Source organism: Streptomyces sp. MBT65 (assembly GCF_016612545.1).
GTDB lineage: Bacteria > Actinomycetota > Actinomycetes > Streptomycetales > Streptomycetaceae > Streptomyces.
Map to the genome: position 1 here is coordinate 19,085 of NZ_JAENRY010000051.1, position 19,726 is coordinate 38,810.

General features: G+C 68.4%; 21 protein-coding genes and 2 pseudogenes. 11 read left to right on the top strand and 12 right to left on the bottom strand.

Features of this window, described 5'->3' with window-relative positions; genetic code table 11:
• Positions 1-103: 103 nt before the first annotated feature.
• Positions 104-478 (bottom strand): helix-turn-helix domain-containing protein, encoded by a 375-nt coding sequence (locus tag JHN63_RS14250; RefSeq protein WP_200680259.1) that lies wholly within the window; start codon positions 476-478, stop codon positions 104-106.
• Between the two features lie 105 nt (positions 479-583).
• On the opposite strand from JHN63_RS14250, the gene JHN63_RS14255 reads away from it, so the two are divergent.
• From JHN63_RS14255 to JHN63_RS14265, 3 genes and pseudogenes are all read left to right on the top strand, one after another.
• Complete coding sequence (locus tag JHN63_RS14255) at positions 584-1,207, top strand: NAD(P)-dependent oxidoreductase (RefSeq protein WP_200680261.1); 624 nt, start codon at positions 584-586, stop codon at positions 1,205-1,207.
• An 81-nt stretch (positions 1,208-1,288) separates the two neighbouring features.
• Positions 1,289-1,690: a nuclear transport factor 2 family protein gene (locus JHN63_RS14260; RefSeq protein ID WP_200680263.1), complete on the top strand. Its 402-nt coding sequence runs from the start codon at positions 1,289-1,291 to the stop codon at positions 1,688-1,690.
• A gap of 101 nt (positions 1,691-1,791) precedes the next feature.
• Positions 1,792-2,022: pseudogene (locus tag JHN63_RS14265) on the top strand (transposase family protein); the annotation flags it as partial.
• Positions 2,023-2,051: 29 nt separating this feature from the next.
• Here JHN63_RS14265 and JHN63_RS14270 read toward each other — a convergent pair.
• Entirely contained in the window at positions 2,052-2,672 is a 621-nt protein-coding gene (locus JHN63_RS14270) for a TetR/AcrR family transcriptional regulator (protein WP_200680265.1), read from the bottom strand.
• A gap of 116 nt (positions 2,673-2,788) precedes the next feature.
• On the opposite strand from JHN63_RS14270, the gene JHN63_RS14275 reads away from it, so the two are divergent.
• The 4 genes and pseudogenes from JHN63_RS14275 to JHN63_RS52645 all read left to right on the top strand — a co-directional run.
• The gene (locus tag JHN63_RS14275; protein ID WP_200680267.1) at positions 2,789-3,385 is read left to right on the top strand and encodes an ester cyclase; all 597 of its coding nucleotides are present in this window, start codon (positions 2,789-2,791) and stop codon (positions 3,383-3,385) included.
• Positions 3,382-3,603: a hypothetical protein gene (locus tag JHN63_RS52640; protein WP_234476616.1), complete on the top strand. Its 222-nt coding sequence runs from the start codon at positions 3,382-3,384 to the stop codon at positions 3,601-3,603. The genes JHN63_RS14275 and JHN63_RS52640 overlap by 4 nt, the downstream gene beginning before the upstream one ends.
• 64 nt (positions 3,604-3,667) lie before the next feature.
• On the top strand, positions 3,668-4,429 hold the full coding sequence (locus tag JHN63_RS14280) for a hypothetical protein (protein ID WP_234476617.1): 762 nt from the start codon (positions 3,668-3,670) through the stop codon (positions 4,427-4,429).
• A gap of 54 nt (positions 4,430-4,483) precedes the next feature.
• Positions 4,484-4,606: pseudogene (locus tag JHN63_RS52645) on the top strand (RICIN domain-containing protein); the annotation flags it as partial.
• A gap of 60 nt (positions 4,607-4,666) precedes the next feature.
• On the opposite strand, the gene JHN63_RS14290 reads toward JHN63_RS52645, so the two are convergent.
• On the bottom strand, positions 4,667-4,954 hold the full coding sequence (locus tag JHN63_RS14290) for a helix-turn-helix domain-containing protein (RefSeq protein WP_200680269.1): 288 nt from the start codon (positions 4,952-4,954) through the stop codon (positions 4,667-4,669).
• A gap of 47 nt (positions 4,955-5,001) precedes the next feature.
• On the opposite strand from JHN63_RS14290, the gene JHN63_RS53905 reads away from it, so the two are divergent.
• On the top strand, positions 5,002-5,124 hold the full coding sequence (locus JHN63_RS53905; RefSeq protein WP_267953760.1) for a hypothetical protein: 123 nt from the start codon (positions 5,002-5,004) through the stop codon (positions 5,122-5,124).
• 121 nt (positions 5,125-5,245) lie between these two features.
• Here the strand turns inward: JHN63_RS53905 and JHN63_RS14295 are convergent, their stop codons facing one another.
• The 5 genes from JHN63_RS14295 to JHN63_RS14315 form a co-directional block, all read right to left on the bottom strand.
• A complete protein-coding gene (locus tag JHN63_RS14295) occupies positions 5,246-7,261 on the bottom strand; it encodes a discoidin domain-containing protein (protein WP_234476686.1) in 2,016 nt (671 codons plus the stop codon).
• Positions 7,262-7,468: 207 nt separating this feature from the next.
• Positions 7,469-8,062, bottom strand: a complete 594-nt coding sequence (locus JHN63_RS14300; protein ID WP_307781889.1) for a hypothetical protein — start codon at positions 8,060-8,062, stop codon at positions 7,469-7,471.
• A gap of 280 nt (positions 8,063-8,342) precedes the next feature.
• Complete coding sequence (locus tag JHN63_RS14305; RefSeq protein ID WP_200680296.1) at positions 8,343-9,173, bottom strand: IS5 family transposase; 831 nt, start codon at positions 9,171-9,173, stop codon at positions 8,343-8,345.
• Positions 9,174-9,312: 139 nt separating this feature from the next.
• On the bottom strand, positions 9,313-10,551 hold the full coding sequence (locus JHN63_RS14310) for an IS701 family transposase (RefSeq protein WP_200680272.1): 1,239 nt from the start codon (positions 10,549-10,551) through the stop codon (positions 9,313-9,315).
• Positions 10,552-10,794: 243 nt separating this feature from the next.
• Positions 10,795-11,079, bottom strand: coding sequence for a hypothetical protein (locus tag JHN63_RS14315; RefSeq protein WP_200680274.1), 285 nt, complete (start codon positions 11,077-11,079; stop codon positions 10,795-10,797).
• Between the two features lie 104 nt (positions 11,080-11,183).
• Here JHN63_RS14315 and JHN63_RS14320 point away from each other — a divergent pair, with 104 nt between their 5' ends.
• Both JHN63_RS14320 and JHN63_RS53910 read left to right on the top strand, forming a co-directional pair.
• Positions 11,184-11,744, top strand: a complete 561-nt coding sequence (locus JHN63_RS14320) for a TetR/AcrR family transcriptional regulator (RefSeq protein ID WP_200680276.1) — start codon at positions 11,184-11,186, stop codon at positions 11,742-11,744.
• A gap of 295 nt (positions 11,745-12,039) precedes the next feature.
• Positions 12,040-12,171 (top strand): hypothetical protein, encoded by a 132-nt coding sequence (locus tag JHN63_RS53910; RefSeq protein WP_267953761.1) that lies wholly within the window; start codon positions 12,040-12,042, stop codon positions 12,169-12,171.
• A 142-nt stretch (positions 12,172-12,313) separates the two neighbouring features.
• Here the strand turns inward: JHN63_RS53910 and JHN63_RS14325 are convergent, their stop codons facing one another.
• The 4 genes from JHN63_RS14325 to JHN63_RS14340 form a co-directional block, all read right to left on the bottom strand.
• Positions 12,314-12,679: a hypothetical protein gene (locus tag JHN63_RS14325; protein WP_200680278.1), complete on the bottom strand. Its 366-nt coding sequence runs from the start codon at positions 12,677-12,679 to the stop codon at positions 12,314-12,316.
• The gene (locus JHN63_RS14330) at positions 12,676-12,939 is read right to left on the bottom strand and encodes a hypothetical protein (RefSeq protein ID WP_234476624.1); all 264 of its coding nucleotides are present in this window, start codon (positions 12,937-12,939) and stop codon (positions 12,676-12,678) included. Before JHN63_RS14330 ends, JHN63_RS14325 begins: the two co-directional genes overlap by 4 nt.
• Before the next feature lie 319 nt (positions 12,940-13,258).
• Entirely contained in the window at positions 13,259-15,877 is a 2,619-nt protein-coding gene (locus JHN63_RS14335; RefSeq protein WP_200680280.1) for a LamG-like jellyroll fold domain-containing protein, read from the bottom strand.
• Positions 15,878-16,200: 323 nt separating this feature from the next.
• Complete coding sequence (locus JHN63_RS14340) at positions 16,201-17,694, bottom strand: arabinofuranosidase catalytic domain-containing protein (protein WP_200680282.1); 1,494 nt, start codon at positions 17,692-17,694, stop codon at positions 16,201-16,203.
• 671 nt (positions 17,695-18,365) lie between these two features.
• Here JHN63_RS14340 and JHN63_RS14345 point away from each other — a divergent pair.
• The gene (locus JHN63_RS14345) at positions 18,366-19,397 is read left to right on the top strand and encodes a LacI family DNA-binding transcriptional regulator (protein WP_234476631.1); all 1,032 of its coding nucleotides are present in this window, start codon (positions 18,366-18,368) and stop codon (positions 19,395-19,397) included.
• Positions 19,398-19,726: the final 329 nt, after the last annotated feature.

The following is a 19,726-nucleotide window of genomic DNA, read 5'->3' on the forward strand; positions in this document are numbered from 1 at the left end:
ATGCAGGCGTGGCCGACAACATGATCGTCGCTGGGCGGATCATCCTCGGGCTGAAGACGCTACGTGATCACCTCGGCTGCTCTCTGCATGAAGCCCTCGACGCCTACCCGTCCGCGGAGCGGGTGTCGTGGGCCTTGCGCAAGGACAGGACCTCGTCGACGTGCTCCTCGGCCCAGGTGGTGATCGGCTCCATGACGGGCCGCAGGGAGTGGCCCAGCGGGGTCAGTTCGTACTCCACGCGGGGCGGGACCTCGGCGAAGACCGTGCGGGTGAGCAGGCCGTCGCGTTCCATCCCCCGCAGTGTGTAGGTGAGGACCCTGGGCGTCACGTGATGAAGCACCCCCCGCAGTTCGCTGAACCGCTTGGGGCCGTCACCCAGGTTCAGCACGATCAGCACCGACCATTTGTCACCGATTCGGTCGAGCACCAGCCGGGACGGGCAGCAGATCTCGGAGCCGTCGGCAGCTTCTTTCATCATATCCAAAGGGTACTTCAGTATCTTTGAAGTAACCAGTATCCCATTGATACCTTCCCGTTGAAGGCGTGTGCGCGGCACACGCGATGACTACAAGGAGGTCATGGGATGCGCATCTTGCTGTTCGGAGCCACCGGGATGATCGGCAGCCGGGTCGCTGCCGAGGCGGGCGAGCGGGGCCACGAGGTGACCGGTGCCACGCGCAGCGGGAAGGACGGCACCCTCGCGGCGGACGCGAGCGACGCCGACACCGTCGCGCGCCTGGCGGCCGGCCACGACGCGGTGGTCCTGGCGGTGTCACCGCCACGGGGCGGCATCGAGGCCACCGAGTCACTGCTGGAGGTGGGCCGTGGCGTACTGGACGGCGTACGCAGGGCCGGGGTGCGTCGCCTGGTCGTGGTGGGCGGTGCGGGCATCCTGGAGGTATCCCCCGGTGTACGGGTCATCGACACCCCCGGGTTCCCCGAGGACGCCCTGCCGCCGGTTCGCGCCCAGGTGGCGCTGTTCGAGCTTGTCCGCGACAACGCCGACGACCTGGAATGGACCTACCTCTCCCCGCCCGCGGTGATCACGCCTGGCGAGCGCACGGGCGCGTACCGGACAGGCGATCACCAACTGCTCAGCGACGGCGAGGGCAACAGCCACATCAGCACCGAGGACTACGCCGTCGCTCTCGTCGACGAGCTGGAGCAGGGCGAGCTCACCCGCCGCCTCGTCCACGTCGCGTACTGACCGGCTCACACAAACGGAAATGTTGGCACGTCACCGGCACGTGTGGTGTGGGTTGCCAACCACATACCAGAGGACCACCACATGACGAACAACAACAGCACCGCGGACGCGGTCGGCGTAGTCGAGGCGTACATGCATGCGCTGCAGATCAAGGACACTGACACGATCTTGCGGCTCTACGCCGACGAGGCCGAGATCATCCCCGAGAACTTGCCCAGCCTGCGCGGCCGCGACGCCGTTGACTCCTTCTACGCCAGCACCTTCGCCGCCATCGGGATAGAGGTCAACGTGGAGGTGGTCTCGACCGAGGTTTACGACGAGATCGCGATCGTCCGGTCCGAGCAGCCCGTCACGGTGATTGCCGTGGCCGACGGCACGCGCTCCCAGGCCTACTTCCGCGAGCTGTTCGTGCTGCGTCGCACCCCGGACGGGTGGCGCATCCACAAGTACATGTTCTCCCAGGACCCGGCGCAGGCCCAGTAGGGCTTGGTCATGTTCATCTGTAGGTGGTGTGTCTGCCTGCTCGTTGGTGTCGTTGGTGTGGTGTGACACCTGAGGAGATGGCCGGGGCCCGGGAGGGCTTGGCCTACATCGGTGCGGGCGACTGCGTCACCACCGCCAAACGCCGCCCGCCGGGCGGTGAGCTCACCCTCACCGAGCGGACCGAGAACCGGGCCCTGTCCGCGGCCCGGGCACCTGTCGAACGAGGTACGGCACGGCTGAAGTCCTGGCAGATCTTCCGCAGATCCCGCATCAGTCCCAACCGTATGAGCGTCATCGCCAAAGCCGTCCTCACCCTGGAGAAGCAGCGCTGAAAACGGTCAGTGTTCCCGCGGGCCCGAGTTCAGCACTCGCCGTAGAGCGCCGCGATGGCCGTCTCGCGGATCGCGGTTTCGGCGCTGTCCCAGGACCACCCGGCATCGACGACGAGGGTGCGCCAGCCGTGCGGGCCGAACCAGAGCCAGAGCAGGTCGCCGGTCTCCGCCGCCGTGTAGCGCGGGCGCGGTGTGAGGGCGTGCAGGTGGTGTGCCGCGTCGCTCATCGCCGCACGGGAGCCGCCGGTGGCCCGCTCCCACAGGGCCATGCCGTCCTCGTGCACGGGCAGCGCCAGCCGGATCGCCTCGTGCACAGTGAACTGTGACTCGCTGCCGAAGCGGGTGCCCGCCGCCAGCGCCGCGAGGACCTCGCGCGGCGTGCACAGTTGCCGCAACTGCTTCATCGCCTCGTCGCAGCGACCCGCGATCACGGCCGCGTCGATGATGCGGTCCATGATCTCGCGCTTGCTGCCGACGCTGGCAAATACGGTCTTCGGCGACACGCCCGCCGCGGCGGCGATGTCCGCGACCGTCACCAACGCGTAGCCGCGTTGGCCGAACAGCTCCGTCGCGGCCCGCAGGATGACCTCCCGCGTTTGCGCCGCCGCCTTCTCCCGCAGCGGGGAGGCGTAGGCGCGCTTGGTCGGCATGGCCGTCACTATACCTGCCGGACCTCCTGGATATACTATCGTCCTATTCAATAGGCTCCTGTTGGAGTCAATTCGGCGGGGCGACTCGTCCGCCGACCCACAACCGCGGAGTTCCCATGGGCAGCAACGCCACCGACAGCGCGCACTCCCTCTTCAGGGTCATAGAGACCGGCGACCCGGCACTTGCCGCGGAGGTCGTCCACGCCGACTTCCACAACCGGGAGGCGGTCAACTCTCCCGCCGCCTGCGCGATCCCCGGACCGGCCGGGGTGCTCGCCTCCGGCGCCTGGATGCGCTCGGCGTTCACCGACCTGCGCTTCCCCGTTCTCGACACGGGCGTCGATGACGAGCGCGGACGGGTGTTCGTCCGGGTGCGCATGCGGGGGCGGCACACCGGGCCGTTCGTGCTCTTCCGCGACGGGACGCTGGAGAGGGTCATGCCGCCGACCGGACGTGAGCTGGACTATGAGCAGATCCATGTACTGACCGTGCGCGACGGGAAGGTGATCGGGCATGAGGCCGTCCGCGACGACATGACCATGCTCGGCCAGCTCGGCGTCTTCCCGCCGACCCCTGCCCTGATGGCGCGGCTCGCCGGATGGAAGCTCACCGGCCGCGACCGGCGCGCGGCGGCAGCCGTCTCAACGCGTGCGGCGGAGGCCGCGCAGGATGCAGAGGGCACGGGGACGGTACAGCGAACCACCTCGGCATGACGCTGCGCGGCTGGCGCGAGCGCATGTCGCCGCGGGACGGCGGGCTGGAGGCCGGCGGGGAGCGGCACATCCCCGGACTGCGCCGCGAGGAACCGGCCCGTCCGGCAGGCATGTCGGTCGACTACCTGGTGCTGCTGGAACAAGGCCGCGCGCAATCCCTCGGCCCAAGTGGTCACCGCACTGGCACGCGCACTGCGTCTCGACCCGTCCGAGCGTGACCATCTGTTCCGCTGTGCCAACCTCGCATCGCCCTCCGCCGGGACCATCTCCAGGCGGACACCCATGAGCGTGCGTCGACTGGTACATCAGTGGGGAGTGGTCCCCGCCGGGGTCTTCGCCGCTGACTGGACTGTCATCGGCTGGAACAGGAGGTGGACGGCCGCGGTCGGCGATCCCCGCACGTACGGATGGGAGGCGCACAATCTCGTCGCCGGGATGTTCCAGGCGAGAGCCGGGCGAGGGTGGGACCCGGATGCGGCATGGCCCGTTCGGACGTGGAGAGGCAGCGACGCCGAGGAGGAGGACCTCGTCGCAGACCTGCGTATGACAGCGGCCGCCCATCCCCGTGACGCACACCCCACCTCACTCGTCGAAGGCCTGCTTCTACGCGAACCGGCGTTCGACCGACTGTGGTTCACCGGCACGGCCGCCCCCTGGGCCGGCGGCCGCGGGACCATAGAACATCCAGGGGTGGGTGACATCACCGTCGACATCGACGTTCTGATGCCTGCCGGCACCGACCTCAGGATCCTCACGTGTACGACCGCGGCCGAGACCGCCGACGCGGAGAAGGCAGACGCTCTGCGTGCGGCCTGTCATCTGACAGGAAAAGAGCTAGTACATCCAGATCCAGAGATCTCCGGCCGCGCCCGAGGAGTGCACTCCGGGCTGCCGCCTGCCGCATCTATCGGTCGAGTTCGAGGTGACCCCGCAGACCCGGCGCGTGTGAGTGCGCCGATCCGAGCAGGAGGACGCGGCGGCCGGTCGGCCGAGGGCCCACGAGTCGGCACGGCCGCGCAGCATGCGGATCCCGGCGGCCTGTAACCAGGCGACCTCTCGGGCGGTGACGCGCGCGGTGCCGCGAGTGTGGCGGTGTCGATGTTGGTCGGCACGCGCCAGGCGCTCAGCGGTCTTTCACTCAATGTGGACGGCGCTTCCACCGCCGACGGGGCCAACATCAACCAGTACACGTACACCAACGCCGCTCGGGAGCAGTGGCGGATCGTCAGCGTTCAGCCCGAACTGTCGCAGGCAGCAAAGCGATGCGGATGTGACGGCCCGTCAGCCGGGCCGGGGGGCATCCGCTGCTCCGGGCCGGGCGGGCCGGGCTCCGGGGCCGGGCGTCGCGGTGATGTCGCGGACGGCGGCGATCTCGTGGCCGGAGGTGCAGGTGATGACCGAGTGGACCGGTGCTCCGCAGTCGCGATGGATCAGCGTGACCGTGGGCCCGGGCGCGTCGACAAGCCAGTGTTCGGCCCAGGCTTTGAGGGCGACCAGGGTGGGAGCGAGGCTGAGTCCTTTGTCGGTGAGCCGGTACTCCTCCTCAACACGTCCGGGCTCTTCGGCCACCAGGAGACACTGCACCGGGCCGGGGAGGTTCTCGCGGCCTGCACCAGGTGACCGAGGGCCCTCGTGACGGCTCCGCGCCCCGCCGCATCGCCGTCGAAGGGGCCGGCCGCGGATCGTCGTGGATCTCCATGGTGGAGATCGCCGCGGTCCGCCGGACCGGCTCGGGGTGAGACGCGACCGCTCCGCAAGGCGTGCCAGGAGAGGGCCGTGACGGACCGCCCGTGCGGAGACGGAGCTCGTCGGGGCGGTCGCGCGTGGGGGACGGCGTGCGTGCCGTCCGTCGGTCCCGGCTCAGGCGCTGTGGACCCCGACCTCGTACAGCGAGTACCCCCAGTCTGTTCCGCGATCGAGGCCGTGGACCCGGACGTAGCGGGCCGGAGTCCCGGTGAACCGGGCCGTGTCCAGGCCGCCGTCGCCGCTCGTGGTGGACCAGGCGGTCTGCCAGTTGGTGCCGTCGGTGGAGAGCTCGATGCGATACGACTTCCCGTACGCGCGCTCCCAGTCCAAGGTCACCCGGGAGACCAGGTAGGTGGAGCCCAGGTCCACCTGCCACCACTGGTCGTCGCTCCAGTCGCTGGCCCAGCGGGTGGCGTCGTCGCCGTCGGCGGCTCGGCCCGGCTGGTAGCTGGTGAACGGGTTCGACTCGGACGAACTGGCCGTCGACGGCTGCCCCTTGGCAAGGTTCACCGAGGCCTGGTGCTGTTCGGTGGCCCGCCAGGTGTCCAGGTAGGACTCGGCGCCCCGGAACAGGTCGTTCACCACGTCCTGGCCGCCGACCTGCCGGATGTCCTCGATCCAGTCGGGGATCATTCCGGCGTGGGCCGCGCCGTCGGTGTTGATGTCGAAGGTGCGCTCGCCGGAGGTCTGCCTGTCGATGACGGAGCCGCCGTCGACGCTCTTGAAGGGGTACGTCACCTTGTTCGCGGCGTCCGCGCCCCGCGGGGCGGGATGGTCGCCGATGCCGTTGAAGTCGGTGCCGTAGCCGTAGCCCACGCCGTACTTGTCGCGCAGTGCCTTGGTCCGGGCGGCTTCCGCGACGAAGCCCTCGGAGCCGTGCATGTACTGGGCGACGAAGCCGCCGAGGGCGTAGACCCGTTCGGTCCAGTTCAGGTCCATCCAGCTGTGCGAGGAGATCACGCCGGGGTAGGACGCCGACTCCAGGATGTCCAGCGCCTGGCCGACGGCCTTGACACCCATGTGGTCGATCTCCAGCATCATCTTGCGTTTCATCATGCCGCGCACGGCGTACTCGCCGAGTTCGGTGAGGCCGCGCTTGTTGCACTGCGCGTTCGAGTCGTACGAGGGGACGTCCACGCCGGCCGGCAGGTCCGACTCCGCCTCGGACGTGGCGCTCCCGATGGGGTTGTCGTGCTGCGGGCCGGTGCACTTCTCGGTCTGCCAGAAGGTGCCGGTGGACAGGAACTGGCCGACGTTGATGGCTGTTCCGAGGCCGCCGGAGTCGAAGCGGACGCCGCACAGCGCGTTGTCGAACTTGTGGCAGAGGAACATGGAGCGGACGCCGAGGGCGTAGAGCTCGTCGAGTCCCTTGTCGATGTCCTGCTGGCTGCACTGCGGGATGTCGAGGATCTGCTTGCAGCCGAAGGGTTCGGAGGTCTCGACCCCGAGGACGACGGCGAGTTTGCCCTCCTCGATGACCTGCCGCGCCTGCGCGCTGTCGGTGACGATCCGGAACCAGCCCTTGCCGGTGCCGCCGTACATCTTGTCGATGTACGCCTGGAGCGCGTAGGTCATCTTCGCCTGCAGCCGGATCGAGGTCATCTCGTCACAACTGCGGTCCTTGAAGGGGTAGATGGAGCAGATCATGCCGTTGGTGACGAGGTCGTTGACGAGCACGCGCTGTCCGCCGCGCCAGGCCCGCTCCACCCAGGCGTAGTAGTCCGCCTGGTGGGTCATCGAGTCGTACGCGGGCCAGTCCTTGAAGGTCGGCCAGCCGGCCGGGTCGTGCTTGCCGTCGCCCCCGTGGGTGATGTAGTCGAAGATCGCGAGGGTGCCGTCGGGGTAGTGCTCGGGGCAGTCCTTCAGGGCGTCGGCGACACCGGCCTCGGAAAAGACCTTGCCGCAGATCAGCCGGCCGCCGAAGGCCTCGTTGCCGAAGAGGTGGTTGTGCGCGTCGACGAACCCCTGTACCTCTCCTGCCGAGTTGGTGCCGGTGAAGGGCTCGCCGGTGACGTTGATCTGAACGTCCGGGGCGGGGCGGGCGGTCGGGATCCACCAGTCGTTGCCGGCCGCCGAACTCGGGGTGGGCCCGAGGGTCATGGCCAGCACCAAGAGCAGCAGCGACAGCATGGTGGCGGGTCTGCGTCTGCGGTACGAGCGTCGAAGCGGCGTCAAGGCACACATCCCTCGGTCGGCGGGAAGACGCGGTTGACCGACCGTTGAGGTTGTCATGACCCGCGCAATACTTGGGACGAGGATCGGGCCGCATGCCCGCCGAGTCAAGCGTCCGGAACGCCTTGGCTGATCTTTCCGCGGCGGAACTCCAGAACTGCCGTCTCAGCGGCAGGACTCCCGGGCCCAGACACCCAGTACGGGGACCCATTGCCCGTTGAAGTACTCGTAGTCGGCAGGGGTGTTGTCGACGTGGGCGGACACGCGCAGGTAACCGATACCGTCGAAGGTGGTGAAGGCCGCCTCGACAGCGAGTTCACGGGCCACCCGGTCGCGCAGCGCGTCGGTGTCTATCCGGGTGCGCCCGAGGTCGTCGGGCAGCTGCGCCAGGCGTATGCCGGGGACGGGCATACCGGCGTCGGCTCGGCTGCTCTCACCGGTCAGCCGTTCGAAGGCGGCGCCGATGACATGGGCGGCATGGTCCGCCAGCCGGTCCATGTAGAGGCGGGCCGCGGTCCAGCCCCAGGTGTGCTCGACGAAGGCGAGGGACGTCGGCGCGGCCAAGTAGGAAGTGGCGTCGAGCGTGCCTTGCTGGTCGGAGCGGTCGGGGTACGGGTCCTGGGCGCCCCAGGAGTCGATCAGCGGGTGGAGCAGGTCCCGCAGGGGCCCGTGGGCGACCAGGGCCGCGGTGCCGCGCGGGGCACAACCCCACTTGGGGAGGTTGCCGGTCCAGAAATCGAGCATCGCGTCGACGAGCATCGGCACGCCTCGGCGGCGCGCCTCCGCGCCTGACGCTTGGCGGGGGGCTTGTTGGTGCATGAGGATGCTGTTGGCCTGGTGTGTTGTTGGCTTGTTGAGAGGTGGGGTGGATGGCTTCGGTGGGGAGGCCGGGGTGTGTGAGCTGGGATTGTGTGGTGAGCTTGATCTTTAACCTCGCACGTCACCCGACCTGCTGAGATCCGCTGCTTTCGGGGACACACGACGGCACGTACGTACATGGGATGATCGTTGGCCAGATAAGAGAGCCCGGCAGTAGGTGTCACTTCAGGCGTTTGGTGGTGGGACGGCTGTTCCAGCGGTAGAGCGGGGTCGCGCGGCGGATGAGCATACGTAGGGTGATGATTGCGGCAGCCAGGTAGAGGTAGAAGTCCACGACGCGGCTGCGCTTCTCGGTGCAGCGTCGCAGCTTGCCGAAGCCGTTCATCCACGCGTGACTGCGCTCTACCACCCACCTCTTGTCGGCCTGGATCGGCGCGGGGACGCCCTTGCGGGCGATCTCGCCGGTGAAGCCCAGACCCGCGAGCGCACAGCGGCTCTTGTCACTGTCGTAGCCGCGATCGAGGTTCACGTTGATCTGGTCCGGGAACTCGCCGACCTGCTCCTTGGCGGCTTCGAGGGTGGGAACGAGAAGGGGCGAGTCATGGCGGTTGGCCCCGGCGGAGACGATGCCGCGGGCCTCGGTGGCCACCGAACGCTTCAGGCCCTGCTTGCTCCGGTCCACCGGGGAGCGCCCGGCGGCCTCTCCGCCGCACGGGGCCTTGGTGATGCAGCCGTCCACGGACAGTTCGGCGAGCTCCAGGCCGATCATGCGGTCGTACGCCTCCAGGGTCAGGGCGTAGACCTGCTCCGCTATACCGAGCTGAGCCCAGTGCCTGACGCGGCGTCGGATGGTGCGGTCAGAGCAGCCGGGAGTGGTGATGCGTTCGTAGCCAGAGCCGTGTACCAGCGCGGCGATCACGTGCTCGAAGACGGTCCGGTCTGTGGTGCGAGGGTTGTGGCAGCCGAGCGGGTGCGTGTCGACGTGCTCGGGCAGCAGGGCCGAAAACTGGTCCCACAGGGGTTCGAGCAGGCATGATGGCAGGACAGGCACGAGCCCTCCGGTGATCACTGAGCGTCGAGAACTCCATGATCACCCCGGCTCGTGCTTGCTCTGCATCTGGGGCACCCGATCGATCCTCCTACACGCCTACTGCCGGGCTCTCTGATACTCCAGCTGTAGATCGTGATCTTCATGTCGGGACTGCGGCTTGTCGCCGGTAATGGCTGGTGCGTGATCGTTGCTGATGGCGGCGTCGCCAGTCGGACCAGCGGAGTCGGTGGGCGATGTCGTGGCGGGGCTGGACGACGAGCGTGATGAACAGGCGCTGGATCTCGTTGCAGGACAGCGGGACCAGCGTGTCCGGGGCGGGGTTGCGGGCGCGTTCGTCGGCGCGGACGACGGCCAGGAAGGCGTGGGCGAGCATCGCGAGGGTGACCCAGCGGATCCAGGAGAGGTAGCGGCGGACCTGGTGCTCATCGAGTCCGGCCAGCCCTTTCTCGCTCTGGAAGGTCTCCTCCACCCGCCATCTGGATCCGGCGACCTTCACCAAGGTAGTCAGCGGCACCGGTTCGGGTGAGTAGCAGCGGTAGTAGGCGAGTTCACCGGTGGTGAGGTTGCGGCGGATCAGCAGTTGGTGGTGTCCCGGCGCCGCCTCGGCCAGGTCGATGACTGCCCAGTCGTAGAACCGCTGTCCCTTCGCGCCACGTCCGGCTGAGTGCTTCTGCCAGGCCCGCTTGGGCACCTTCTTCGCCAGGGCATCGACGCGGAACGTGCCGGCGCCGGTGGTCACTTCGGCCGAGCAGGCCACCGCGAGCACATGGCCCAGGCCACGTTCCTCCAAGGCGGCGCGCAGCTTCGGGTTGCCACCGTAGACCTCGTCCCCGGTGACCCAGCCCACGTGGTGTCCGGCGTCCAGGAACCGTTCGATCATCCTGCGGGCCAGTTCCGGCTTGGTTGCGAAGACGGCGTCCTCGCCGAGTCCCGCGGCTTGGCAGCGGGCCGGGTCACACGTCCAGGAGCGCGGGATGTACAACTCCCGGTCGGCCGCCGCGTGTCCGTGCGGGCTCGCGTAGACGAGATAGACGGCGACCTGGAAGTTCTCGATCCGCCCGGCGGTGCCGGTGTACTGGCGCTGGACTCCGACGGTGCGGGTGCCCTTCTTCAGGTCGCCGGTCTCGTCGACAACCAGCACCGCGGCCCTGTCGTGGAGGTGCTCGACGATGTTCTCGCGCACCTCGTCGCGGACCGCGTCGGCGTCCCACGACGCCCGACATAGAAGGTGCTGCATACCGTGCGGAGTCGCTTCCCCGGCCCACTCCGCGATCGTCCAGCAGTTTTTGCGCGGGAGGTTGGACAGCAGGCCCAGCACCAACCGCCCGGCCCGCAGCCGGGGTTCGACCCGCACGAACCGTCCCGCGATCCGGCCCATGGCCACCTCGAACGCTTGCCGCCAACGGCCGGGATCTATGCTGTGACCTGCGGCCACCGTCTCGTTTGGCCACACAACTCACGATGATCAACGGTGGCCGTACCCGTCTCCGCACCCGCCCCTACACAGCACCTGATGATCACGCGGTGGCCGCGCCCTGCCCGGCCGCGACACGCCGTCCGATCGCTTACCCAGTAACGGTTTCGTCGAAGAGCCCGTTCCGACCTGGTGGGTGGGGTGGGTTCAGTCGCGAGCGCCGATCGTATGGCCGGCGGCGTGGAACAGACCCATCGGCAGCGCACCGACGGCCATGCCGAGCAGCGCCCAGCCGGGATGCCGCACTGGATGCGCGCCCCAAAGACATAGCCCGGCAAGTGCCAGGCCCGACCAGCCCGCGAGCACATTGACCACCGGGGAGGATCCGAACACGGTCGGGAACCGTTCCGCCGCGATTCCCTTGGCGAAGTGGGGGTACGCGTTAGCAGCCAGTATGCCGGCCAGGAACGCGAGCAGTACCGCCTGCCACATGCCAGTCTCCATCCCGTTGCCGTGGAATCTGTTGACCCTAGAATCGGACTTGTGACTCCGATTAGACGATACGGACTGATCACTCCGTTTGCAAGGAGTGGCCGATGACCACCGCCCGGCCCCTGCGCGCCGACGCGCAGCGCAACCGCGCACGGGTGCTGGCCGCGGCAGAGCGGGTCTTCGCGGATCGAGGTACGGCCGCCTCGACTGAGGAGGTCGCTCGCGCGGCCGGCGTCGGTGTCGGTACCGTCTTCCGGCATTTCCCGAGCAAGGAGGCGTTGCTGCGGGCACTTGTCGTGGAGCGCCTTGCCCGGGTCGCCGCCGACGCCCGCGAACACGCCGCATCGTCGGATGCAGGTGCGGCCTTCTTCGACTTCTTCACCGCCGTCGTCCGTGGCTCGGCCACCAAACTCGAACTCGTAGACGCACTGGCCGAACTGGGCATTCACCCGAACGAGGCCGTCGCGCCGGTCGCCGAGGAGCTGACCGAAGCCGTGGCCGCTCTACTGCAGCAGGCGCAGCGGGCAGCGGCGGTACGCATGGACATCGGAGTCAGGGAGGTCATCGCGCTGCTCGCCGGTGCCTCTCAAGCCTGCCGGTACGCTCCCGACGACCGGGCGCTGGTCGTCATTCTCGATGGCCTGCGCGTTCCGAGCACCCAGTAGTGCCTACCGTAGATCTACTGCTGGACTGTCAGGCACAGGAAGTCGCAGAGCCGAAGATCTCAAAGTACGACTGCCCTACTACCAGCAAGATCACGATCTACAGCTGGAGTACTAAGTCCATCCCAGGACGCACGTGGCGACGGGCAGGGCGAGAAGCAACTCGGCGTGATGAGCCTGAGCCGCACCAAAGAGCACCGTGACCATCGCAGCCAGGGTCACGTAGAGCAGGTTGTCCCGGAAACCTATCCGTGTCTTCTGTTCCTCCTACACTCTGTCGTACTCGGCCATCAACAACTTGCCGATCGTGATGTCGCTGGACGGTGCCATGCTCCTCGGTGCCCTCACCGTGCAGATGCTGCTCGTCCTGGTGGACCATCTGGGCCCCGATGCAGACAGCCCCGGGCACGACGACGTCCCGCAAGCCTGAACCGTTTCGCCCCCCCGTGCGGCGGGGGTGAAGGCCCCTTGGCGCGTGACCGATCTTGTGCGGTGCGTCGACCGCAGGAACTCCGGTCCATGACCAGAGGCGTGTTGATGGCCGGGCGACGTTCGCCCACGGCCATGCCCGATCAGCTCGTCCAGGTCTTGATCTGAGCGGCGACCTCACGCACCGGGAGCCCGTCCCGGGCAGCGCGGGCCAAGGGAATCACGGTGTCCAGGCCGGGGCTCACCGGGAGGCCGCATGCGGACAGGTAGGCCGCCGTCACCGTGGCTGCGAACAAGAGGTTGCGCACCTCAAGGCTGGGGTTCCTCGACAGTTCACACAGCAAGGCCGCAGCCTTGTGATGGGGCTCGGGATAGACCTCGTGGTCCAGGACCTCCGCCCGATGACGTGCTTCGGCCGCTACCGGCACGCCGTAGTCGACGACCTGGGGATCCCCTGGGATCTGCTGCGCCACTGCCAAGATCCAGGCGAGATCGATGCGGAGATTCACGCGGCGTCCCTCGGCGCGCGCTCGGCCAGCCCTTCGGGAAGGCCGGGGTACCGGTCTTCGCCGGCCTCCGCCTCGAACGCGTCCGCGTACTGGGCCAGGAACGTCGCGGCGCCGGCCATGAAGGCGGCCCGCGCCTGATTCACATCGGCCTCGATCAGGTCAGCCACGTACCCCTGCAGGGTCAGACCGCGGCGCTTGGCCCGGTCCTCGGCTGCCGCCTTTACGGCGTCATCCAGTCGGATATTCGTCTGCTTTGCCATACCCACCATCATAGCTAGCAACTGATACCGTAGGCTAGCAGTTCCGCAGGTTCTCGCCACCCACACGCGAGCGGAGATCATCAATCGGGCGCCCTGGCAGACCACCGGACGCAAGGAAAACTGTCAATCCCCTCGCCGAGGGACTGGCCGCATAGATCGTCTCCACACTGCGAGGGGATTGACAACCACGGCTGGAGCCCGAACCGTGGGGCAGGGCAGCTGGTTTGCCGTCCGGGCCCCGAATCGGTCTTGGGGCCCGGCTCGCCCTGCCTGCCCAGGACGGGCAGTCGGGCAGGGCGAGCCGCGGGGTGGACGGATGTCAGGTCAGAACGAGTTCCAGGACCGTGACGGAGAGCGGCGGCAGGGTGCTGGTGAAGGCTGCTGCCGCGCCGGTGACGGTGCTGGTTCTGGGGACCAGCGTGGTGGGGTCGGTCAGTGTGTTGGTGGCGGTGCGCGAGGGTCCGGTCAGGACGGTGGCGGTGGCGTTCCTCCTCACGCCCTTCGGCAGGCCTTTGAGTTCGACCGGTACGTTCACCTTCTCCGTTCCGGAGTTGACGACCGCCAGGTAGAGACGGTTGCCCGCGCGGGTGGCGACCGTGGCGATGACGGGCAACGCACGTGTGGTGGCCGGGAGTACCGTTCTGCCCAGCCTGCTCGTCAGCATCTGCTGCGCCCAGTAGCTGGGTGACACGTAGCTGGTGAGGTTGTCGTAGGCGATCAGGTTGGTCGCCCAGACGTTGTTCTTGACGTGGGAGAAGAGCGGGGCGTAGCACTCCATGAGGACCTGGTCGGAGTTGCGGATCAGCCCGGCCAGCCAGGCGGCGTCGCCCAGCGCGGCGTTGAGGTCGGGTGTGGGGCGGCCTTCCTGCGCGGCCCACTCCCCGACGAAGACCTTGGTCGAGGCGCGGTCCCGGTTGTCGTACTTGTGGGTGGCGGCCTGGGCGGCGGACGGCGCGAGGTAGTAGTGCTCGTCGATCAGGTCAGGCGTGCGGCTCGTCACGGTCGTCGTGGCGATCAGCTTCAGGTGCGGGTACTTCGCCTTGATCGCGTCGTAGAAGGCCGTGAACCGCTCGTCGTAGGACCCGGAGGAGTCGAACCAGTCCTCGTTGCCGATCTCCACGAACTCCAGTGGGAACGGCTCCGGGTGGCCGTCGGCCGCGCGCTTCGCGCCCCAGGTGCTGGTGACGGGGCCGGTGACGTACTCGATCTCGTCGAGGGCGTCCTGGACGTACGGCGTGAGGGCTTCGCCGGTGACGTGCTCGCCCTTCAGCGTGTAGCCGGCGAAGACGGCGAGGAGCGGCTGGGCGCGCATGTCCTCGACCCAGTGCAGGTATTCGAGGAGTCCGAGCCCGTCCGTGGACCAGTAGCCCCAGGCGTCGTCCATGTGGCCGGGGCGCTCCCAGGCCGGACCGATGGTGTTCTTCCAGTTGAACCGCGTGGCGATGGTGTTGCCCTCGAGGAAGTTGCCGCCGGGGAATCGCAGGAACTTCGGCTTCAGGGCGACCAGTTTCTCCATCAGGTCGATGCGCAGGCCGTTGGGGCGGTTGTTGTAGGTGGGCGGGAAGAGGGAGACGTACTGGAGCCAGAGGGTCCTGCCCGCGGCGGACGGGTCGTCGGTGGTCACGGTCAGCCTCGCGTCACCGGCCACCGGAGTGCGCGGGCCGGTGCGCAGGGTGAGTTCGAAGGGGCGGTCGGGAAAGTCGGTGCCGACGTGGTGCAGTCGTGCGGAGGCGTACACCGTCGAGCCGTCCGCCGACTCGAGGGCCACGGTGAGGGGCCCGATCCGGTGCGACGCCTTGGCGAACAGCCGCGCGGTGTACGTGGTTCGGGGGCGTACGGGGATGCCCCAGAACCCGTCGTTGGCCACTCCGGTCCGGTTGCCGGTCCCGGTACCGCTCGGCAGTACGACCTTGAGGGAGCGGTTGAGGGCGTCGTTGAGGGGCGTGGTGGTGTCGAGTGCGAGGACCGCTCCGCCGACGGCCGACCAGTGGACGGCTGAGGTGTCGCTGGCCATCATCGTGCGGTTCTGCACCAGTTCGGCGTAGATGCCGCCCTCGCCGGAGTGGTTGATGTCCTCGAACATCAGGCCGGGAAGGATGGGGGACACCGCGTGCGCCGGGTTGGCGACGTCCACGCTCAGCAGCGGTGTCGTGGACTCCACCGGCACCCCGGCCAGCGTCGCGACCTGGTCGGAGGTGAGGGCGGTCGGGAACATCCACACGTCGTCGATCAGGCCGTGCCACTGGTCGACGTGGCCGCCGCCGTAGAGCGCGCGCCCGATGGCGGTGTCGCCGGTGCCGGCCCAGCCGGCGGCGTAGTCGGTCTCGCCCTCCAGGACGCCGTTGACGTAGAGGCGGGTGACACCGGCCGACGGGTCGCTGACTCCGACCAGATGGGTCCATGCGCCGGTGGTGGGCGCGGAGGCGGCTGCTGCGACAGCGGCACCCTGTGTGGCGTCCGAGGCGAGCCGGGCGAAGGCGAAGGTGCCGGTGTCGTCGCGCAGCCCGAGGTAGAAGGCGCTGACGACCTGGCCGTCGATACTGACTGCGGTCTGGTAGCCACCCAGCTGACCGAGGTTCACCCAGGCGGCCACGGAGAAGGCGTTGGAGGTGTCGAGGGCGGGCCCGGTGGCCGAGGCGTTGCCGCCCGCGGTGAGGCTCAGGCTGTGGGCGCCGATCTTGCCGGTGTCCCAGGCGGCCGCGCCCTGGAGGGCTGCGGTGTGAGCGTTGCCGGACGAGTCGGCGGCGGAGGATCCGGAGCCCTCGTCGAAGGTCCAGTGGGCGGCTGCGGCGGGCAGGTCCGAGGCGGTGGCGTCCGCCGAGGTGCCGGACCGTGCGGCGGCCTGGGCCGGCGAGGTGGCGGCGAAGGTTCCGGCCAGGGACGCGGCGCCGAGGGCTGTGAGGACGGTCCTGCGGGGCAGTCCGGTTTCGGGAGGCATGCGGGAGTTCCTTTACACGACGGTTCGATCGGACGATTGCGTACGGGGCGGGGGCAAAGCGCTGTTCGGGGGAGGGGCAGCGGGTGCTTTTCCCGGTGGGTTCCGAGCGATTGCGGGCGGATGGTGAGTGCTCGTCCTGGGACCGACGGCCAGGACGACGGCTGAAGGTGCGTCAGGCCTGGGCGTGGATCGGTGTGCTCCGGGCCGGCTGGGGTGCGGACGGCTCGGACCGTGTGGAGGTCCGCCCGCCGATCCTGCTGGGGGACGGGCCGATGGTCCGTCGTCGGGGAGGCCGGCGGACCATCGGCGGGTTGGTTCTCCGGTCAGGGGGCGATGTCCCACTGCTGGCAGGTGTTGTCGAGCTGCTGCCACTGGCGCACCACGGTGCCGTTGGCCGTTCCGCAGTTCGTGACGTCCAGCGTCATACCGGTGTTGACGTTGGAGATGGTGTAGTGGCTGCCGACCTTGGTGACGTCCCACTGCTGGCAGGTGTTGCCCAGCGAGGCCCACAACTGGACGGCCGTGCCGTTGCTCTGACCGCAGTTCTTGTCGTCCAGGACCGTGCCGCTGTTGACGTTGGTGATCGTGTAGTGGCCGTTGCCCGCACTGGCGAACTTCCACTGCTGGCAGGTGTTGCCGAGCGAGGACCAGAGGTCGACCGAAGTGCCGTTGGCCGTACCGCAGTTCACCGCGTCCAGGACCTTGCCGGAGTTGGTGTTGGTCAGGCGGTAGGCGGTGCCGGTGACGGGGAAGCTCGCGGTCGGGGTGGTGTAGGCGACGGAGGTGACGTTGGCCTGTACGGCGTTGTCGGTGGCGTCGGTCGGGTAGCCGGAGGTCATGACGCCTTCGAAGAAGGAGCCGTCGGACCCGTTGCTGTTGTCACCGCCGGTGCCGAGGACGATGGCACCTTCCTTCTGCATCGGGTTGTATCCGCTGGTGGTGGGCAGGGCCCCGTTGTAGAAGGTGCTCAGCGAACCCGACTGGGCGTTGCCGCCCTTGATCGCGTAGGCCGAGGTGCCGTTGTTCTTCTCCATGGCGGTGACGTACTCGCTGGAGATGCCGGTGTTGCCCGAGTAGGCGCCGTTCGCCCCGAAGAACAGTCCGTTCTCCAGGTCCGCCTCGACCCAGGGGCCGGAGCCCGTGCACGAGAACCAGCACTCCGTACCGAAGTTGATCGCGTCCATGTGGCCGTTGCCGGTGTCGTTGCCGGACGTCTCGGCGTTGCCGTAGTCGAAGCAGCACCGGTTGTTGACGTGGTGGCCGCTGGTCACCATGTACGCGCCCTCGGGGGAGCTGCCGGTGGCGATGCCCGTGGTGCTGTTGTCGCGGTAGCCGACACCCGCGGAGACGAAGACGCCGTAGGCCGCGTGGCCGCCGACGGTGACCGGCAGGGCGTTGGCGATCGCGCCGACGTCCTGGCCGCCGTTGCCGCCCGGGCCCTCGATGGTCAGGTCGTTGTGGTGCGAGCTCTGGTCGTAGATCTTGGTGATGACGCAGGTCGTGCCGGAGCAGAAGGAGTCCTGTGCCGCGGCGTTGGCGTAGCCGCCGGTGCTGAGGACGCCGATGTCGGCGGTGGCGGAGTCCGAGGCGCGCTTGACCTGGTAGAGAGCGCCGCTGTAGGAGGCGTAGAGGGCTCGCGTGGTGCTGTGCGCCGCCGCACAGGGGGTGCCGGCGGAGGCGTAGATGTCACACGGCAGCGACGAGGCCGCCTGGGCCGTGCCCGCGGTGCCGATGGCCCCGACCAGGATGCCGGCGACCAGTGCGAGGATCGCGCCGACCGCCCTCAGCCTGAGGTCTCTCAGATGCCTTGCTGTCACTGTGTACCTCTTCCGTGTCGCGTTCTTCTCGGGCCCGGCGCTGCATGCGCGGGGTGCAGGGGGACGCCCGGCGCGGGGTGATCCGCGCGCCGGGAGCTGCCGCCGAGACGTGGCGTCGAGGCCGGACAGAGCCTCGTCAATCCGCTGGACGGGAAAATGTGAGCGCTAACAATCAAGGTCCCCGGATGCCGTCACGCATTCGGAGCTCTATGGGAACGGCGGTGCTGCCGGCCGGGTCCTTCTCTGTTCGGGCGCGGCTGCCGAGCGTGATGGCTGTATGCCAGGAAGGCTGAAATGGCCTGTGACCGGGGTGATGTGAAGGTGTGGACCTTGCGTGGTCGACGGTGATCGACCGCCTTGCGACTCCGCCTTTTTTACGCGGGGATGAAGGGGCGGTCAACACTGACGGACAGTCAAGAGTGTGGAAACGAATGCCCTGGATTTCGTGGGGTACGGTCCGCCGCCACGATGGAACGAGGCTTCGCCCGGCGATGACCTTGCAGGTCAAGGTGGTTCAAGGAGGCCTGACAACGCTGTCCGAAACCTCCGAAAGCGGACGGTCGTCACCCTTGACCCTCTCAGAATGTGTGCGCTAACAATTCTCCACGGCGGGCTGGTCGGAGCCGGGTAGGCAAGCGATCGGAACACGACAACAGGTGAGGAGGCGGAGCATGGAGGGGGAGCGCGCACCGGTGATGGCGGACGTGGCCAGGGTTGCGGGCGTCTCGCACCAGACCGTCTCGCGGGTCCTCAACGATCACCCGAGCGTTCGGTCCGCCACGCGCGACCGGGTGCTCGCCGCGGTCCGCGAACTCGGCTACCGTCCCAACGCCGCCGCCCGCAACCTGGCCTCCCGCCGCACCCGCACCCTGGGTGTGATCAGCTTCAACACCACGCTGTACGGGCCGGCCTGCATGCTCTACGGCATCGAGCAGGCGGCAAGGCAGCACGAGTACTTCGTCACCGTGGCCGCGGTTGGCACGCTGGACCGGCGGTCCGTACTGGACGCCGTCGACCGGCTCCGCGATCAGGATGTCGAGGGGATCATCGTCATCGCGCCGCAGACCGCGGCCGTCGGGGCTCTGGCGAGCGTGCCGTCGGACGTACCGCTGATCGCGGTCGGCTGCGGCACCCACGCCAAGCTGGCCTCGGTAGCCGTGGACAACGAGGCGGGCGCCGAACTCGCCACCTCCTATCTGCTCGACCTCGGCCATCGCACTGTGCACCACATGGTCGGGCCGCGGTCCTGGCTCGACGCGCAGGAGCGTGAGACCGGATGGCGAAACGCCCTGGGGAAGCGGGGTGCTCCGGTGGTCGAACCGTTGGGTGGCGCCGACTGGACCGCCCGTACCGGATTCGAACTCGGTCAGCGGATCGCCGCCGATCCTGAGGTCACCGCGGTGTTCTGCGCCAACGACCACTTGGCTCTCGGCCTGCTGCGGGCCGTGCAACAGGCCGGGCGTCGGGTGCCCGAGGACATCAGTGTCGTCGGTTTCGACGACATGCCGGAGACCGAGTACTTCGGCCCGTCACTGACCAGCGTCCGCCAGGACTTCGACGAACTCGGCCGCCGGGCTCTGCGTGCGCTGATCGAGATCGTCGGTGGCCCCGGCACGGGTCTTCCGGTGGCCGACGAGAGACCTCACATCGTCATCCCACCCAGTCTTGTGGTGCGCACGTCGGCGACCCGCCCCCGGCGCTGACCGGCCGCTCGGCCGCACCACGGCCCGCACAGAGAAGAGGAAACGACTTGGACCGAGTCCCGTCGGCGTGACCGCCGACCGTCCGGCCACGGGCCCCCGATGACGAGGGTGCCGTCGCCCACGAGCACCGTATGCCGAACAACCGCTCCTCCTGGACCGATCGGGTCGCGGGAACGGCGCAGCCGTCCGTCCTCCGTCCCACCGCTCCCCGTGTCTTGACGCTCCGTCAGGCATTCACGAATCGCCGCCTTCACGGGGCTCCGTACGGTCGTCCGTCACGTGACCGCGTTCGACCGCTCGCCTCCAGGTCTCTCTGAGCGATCCCCGCC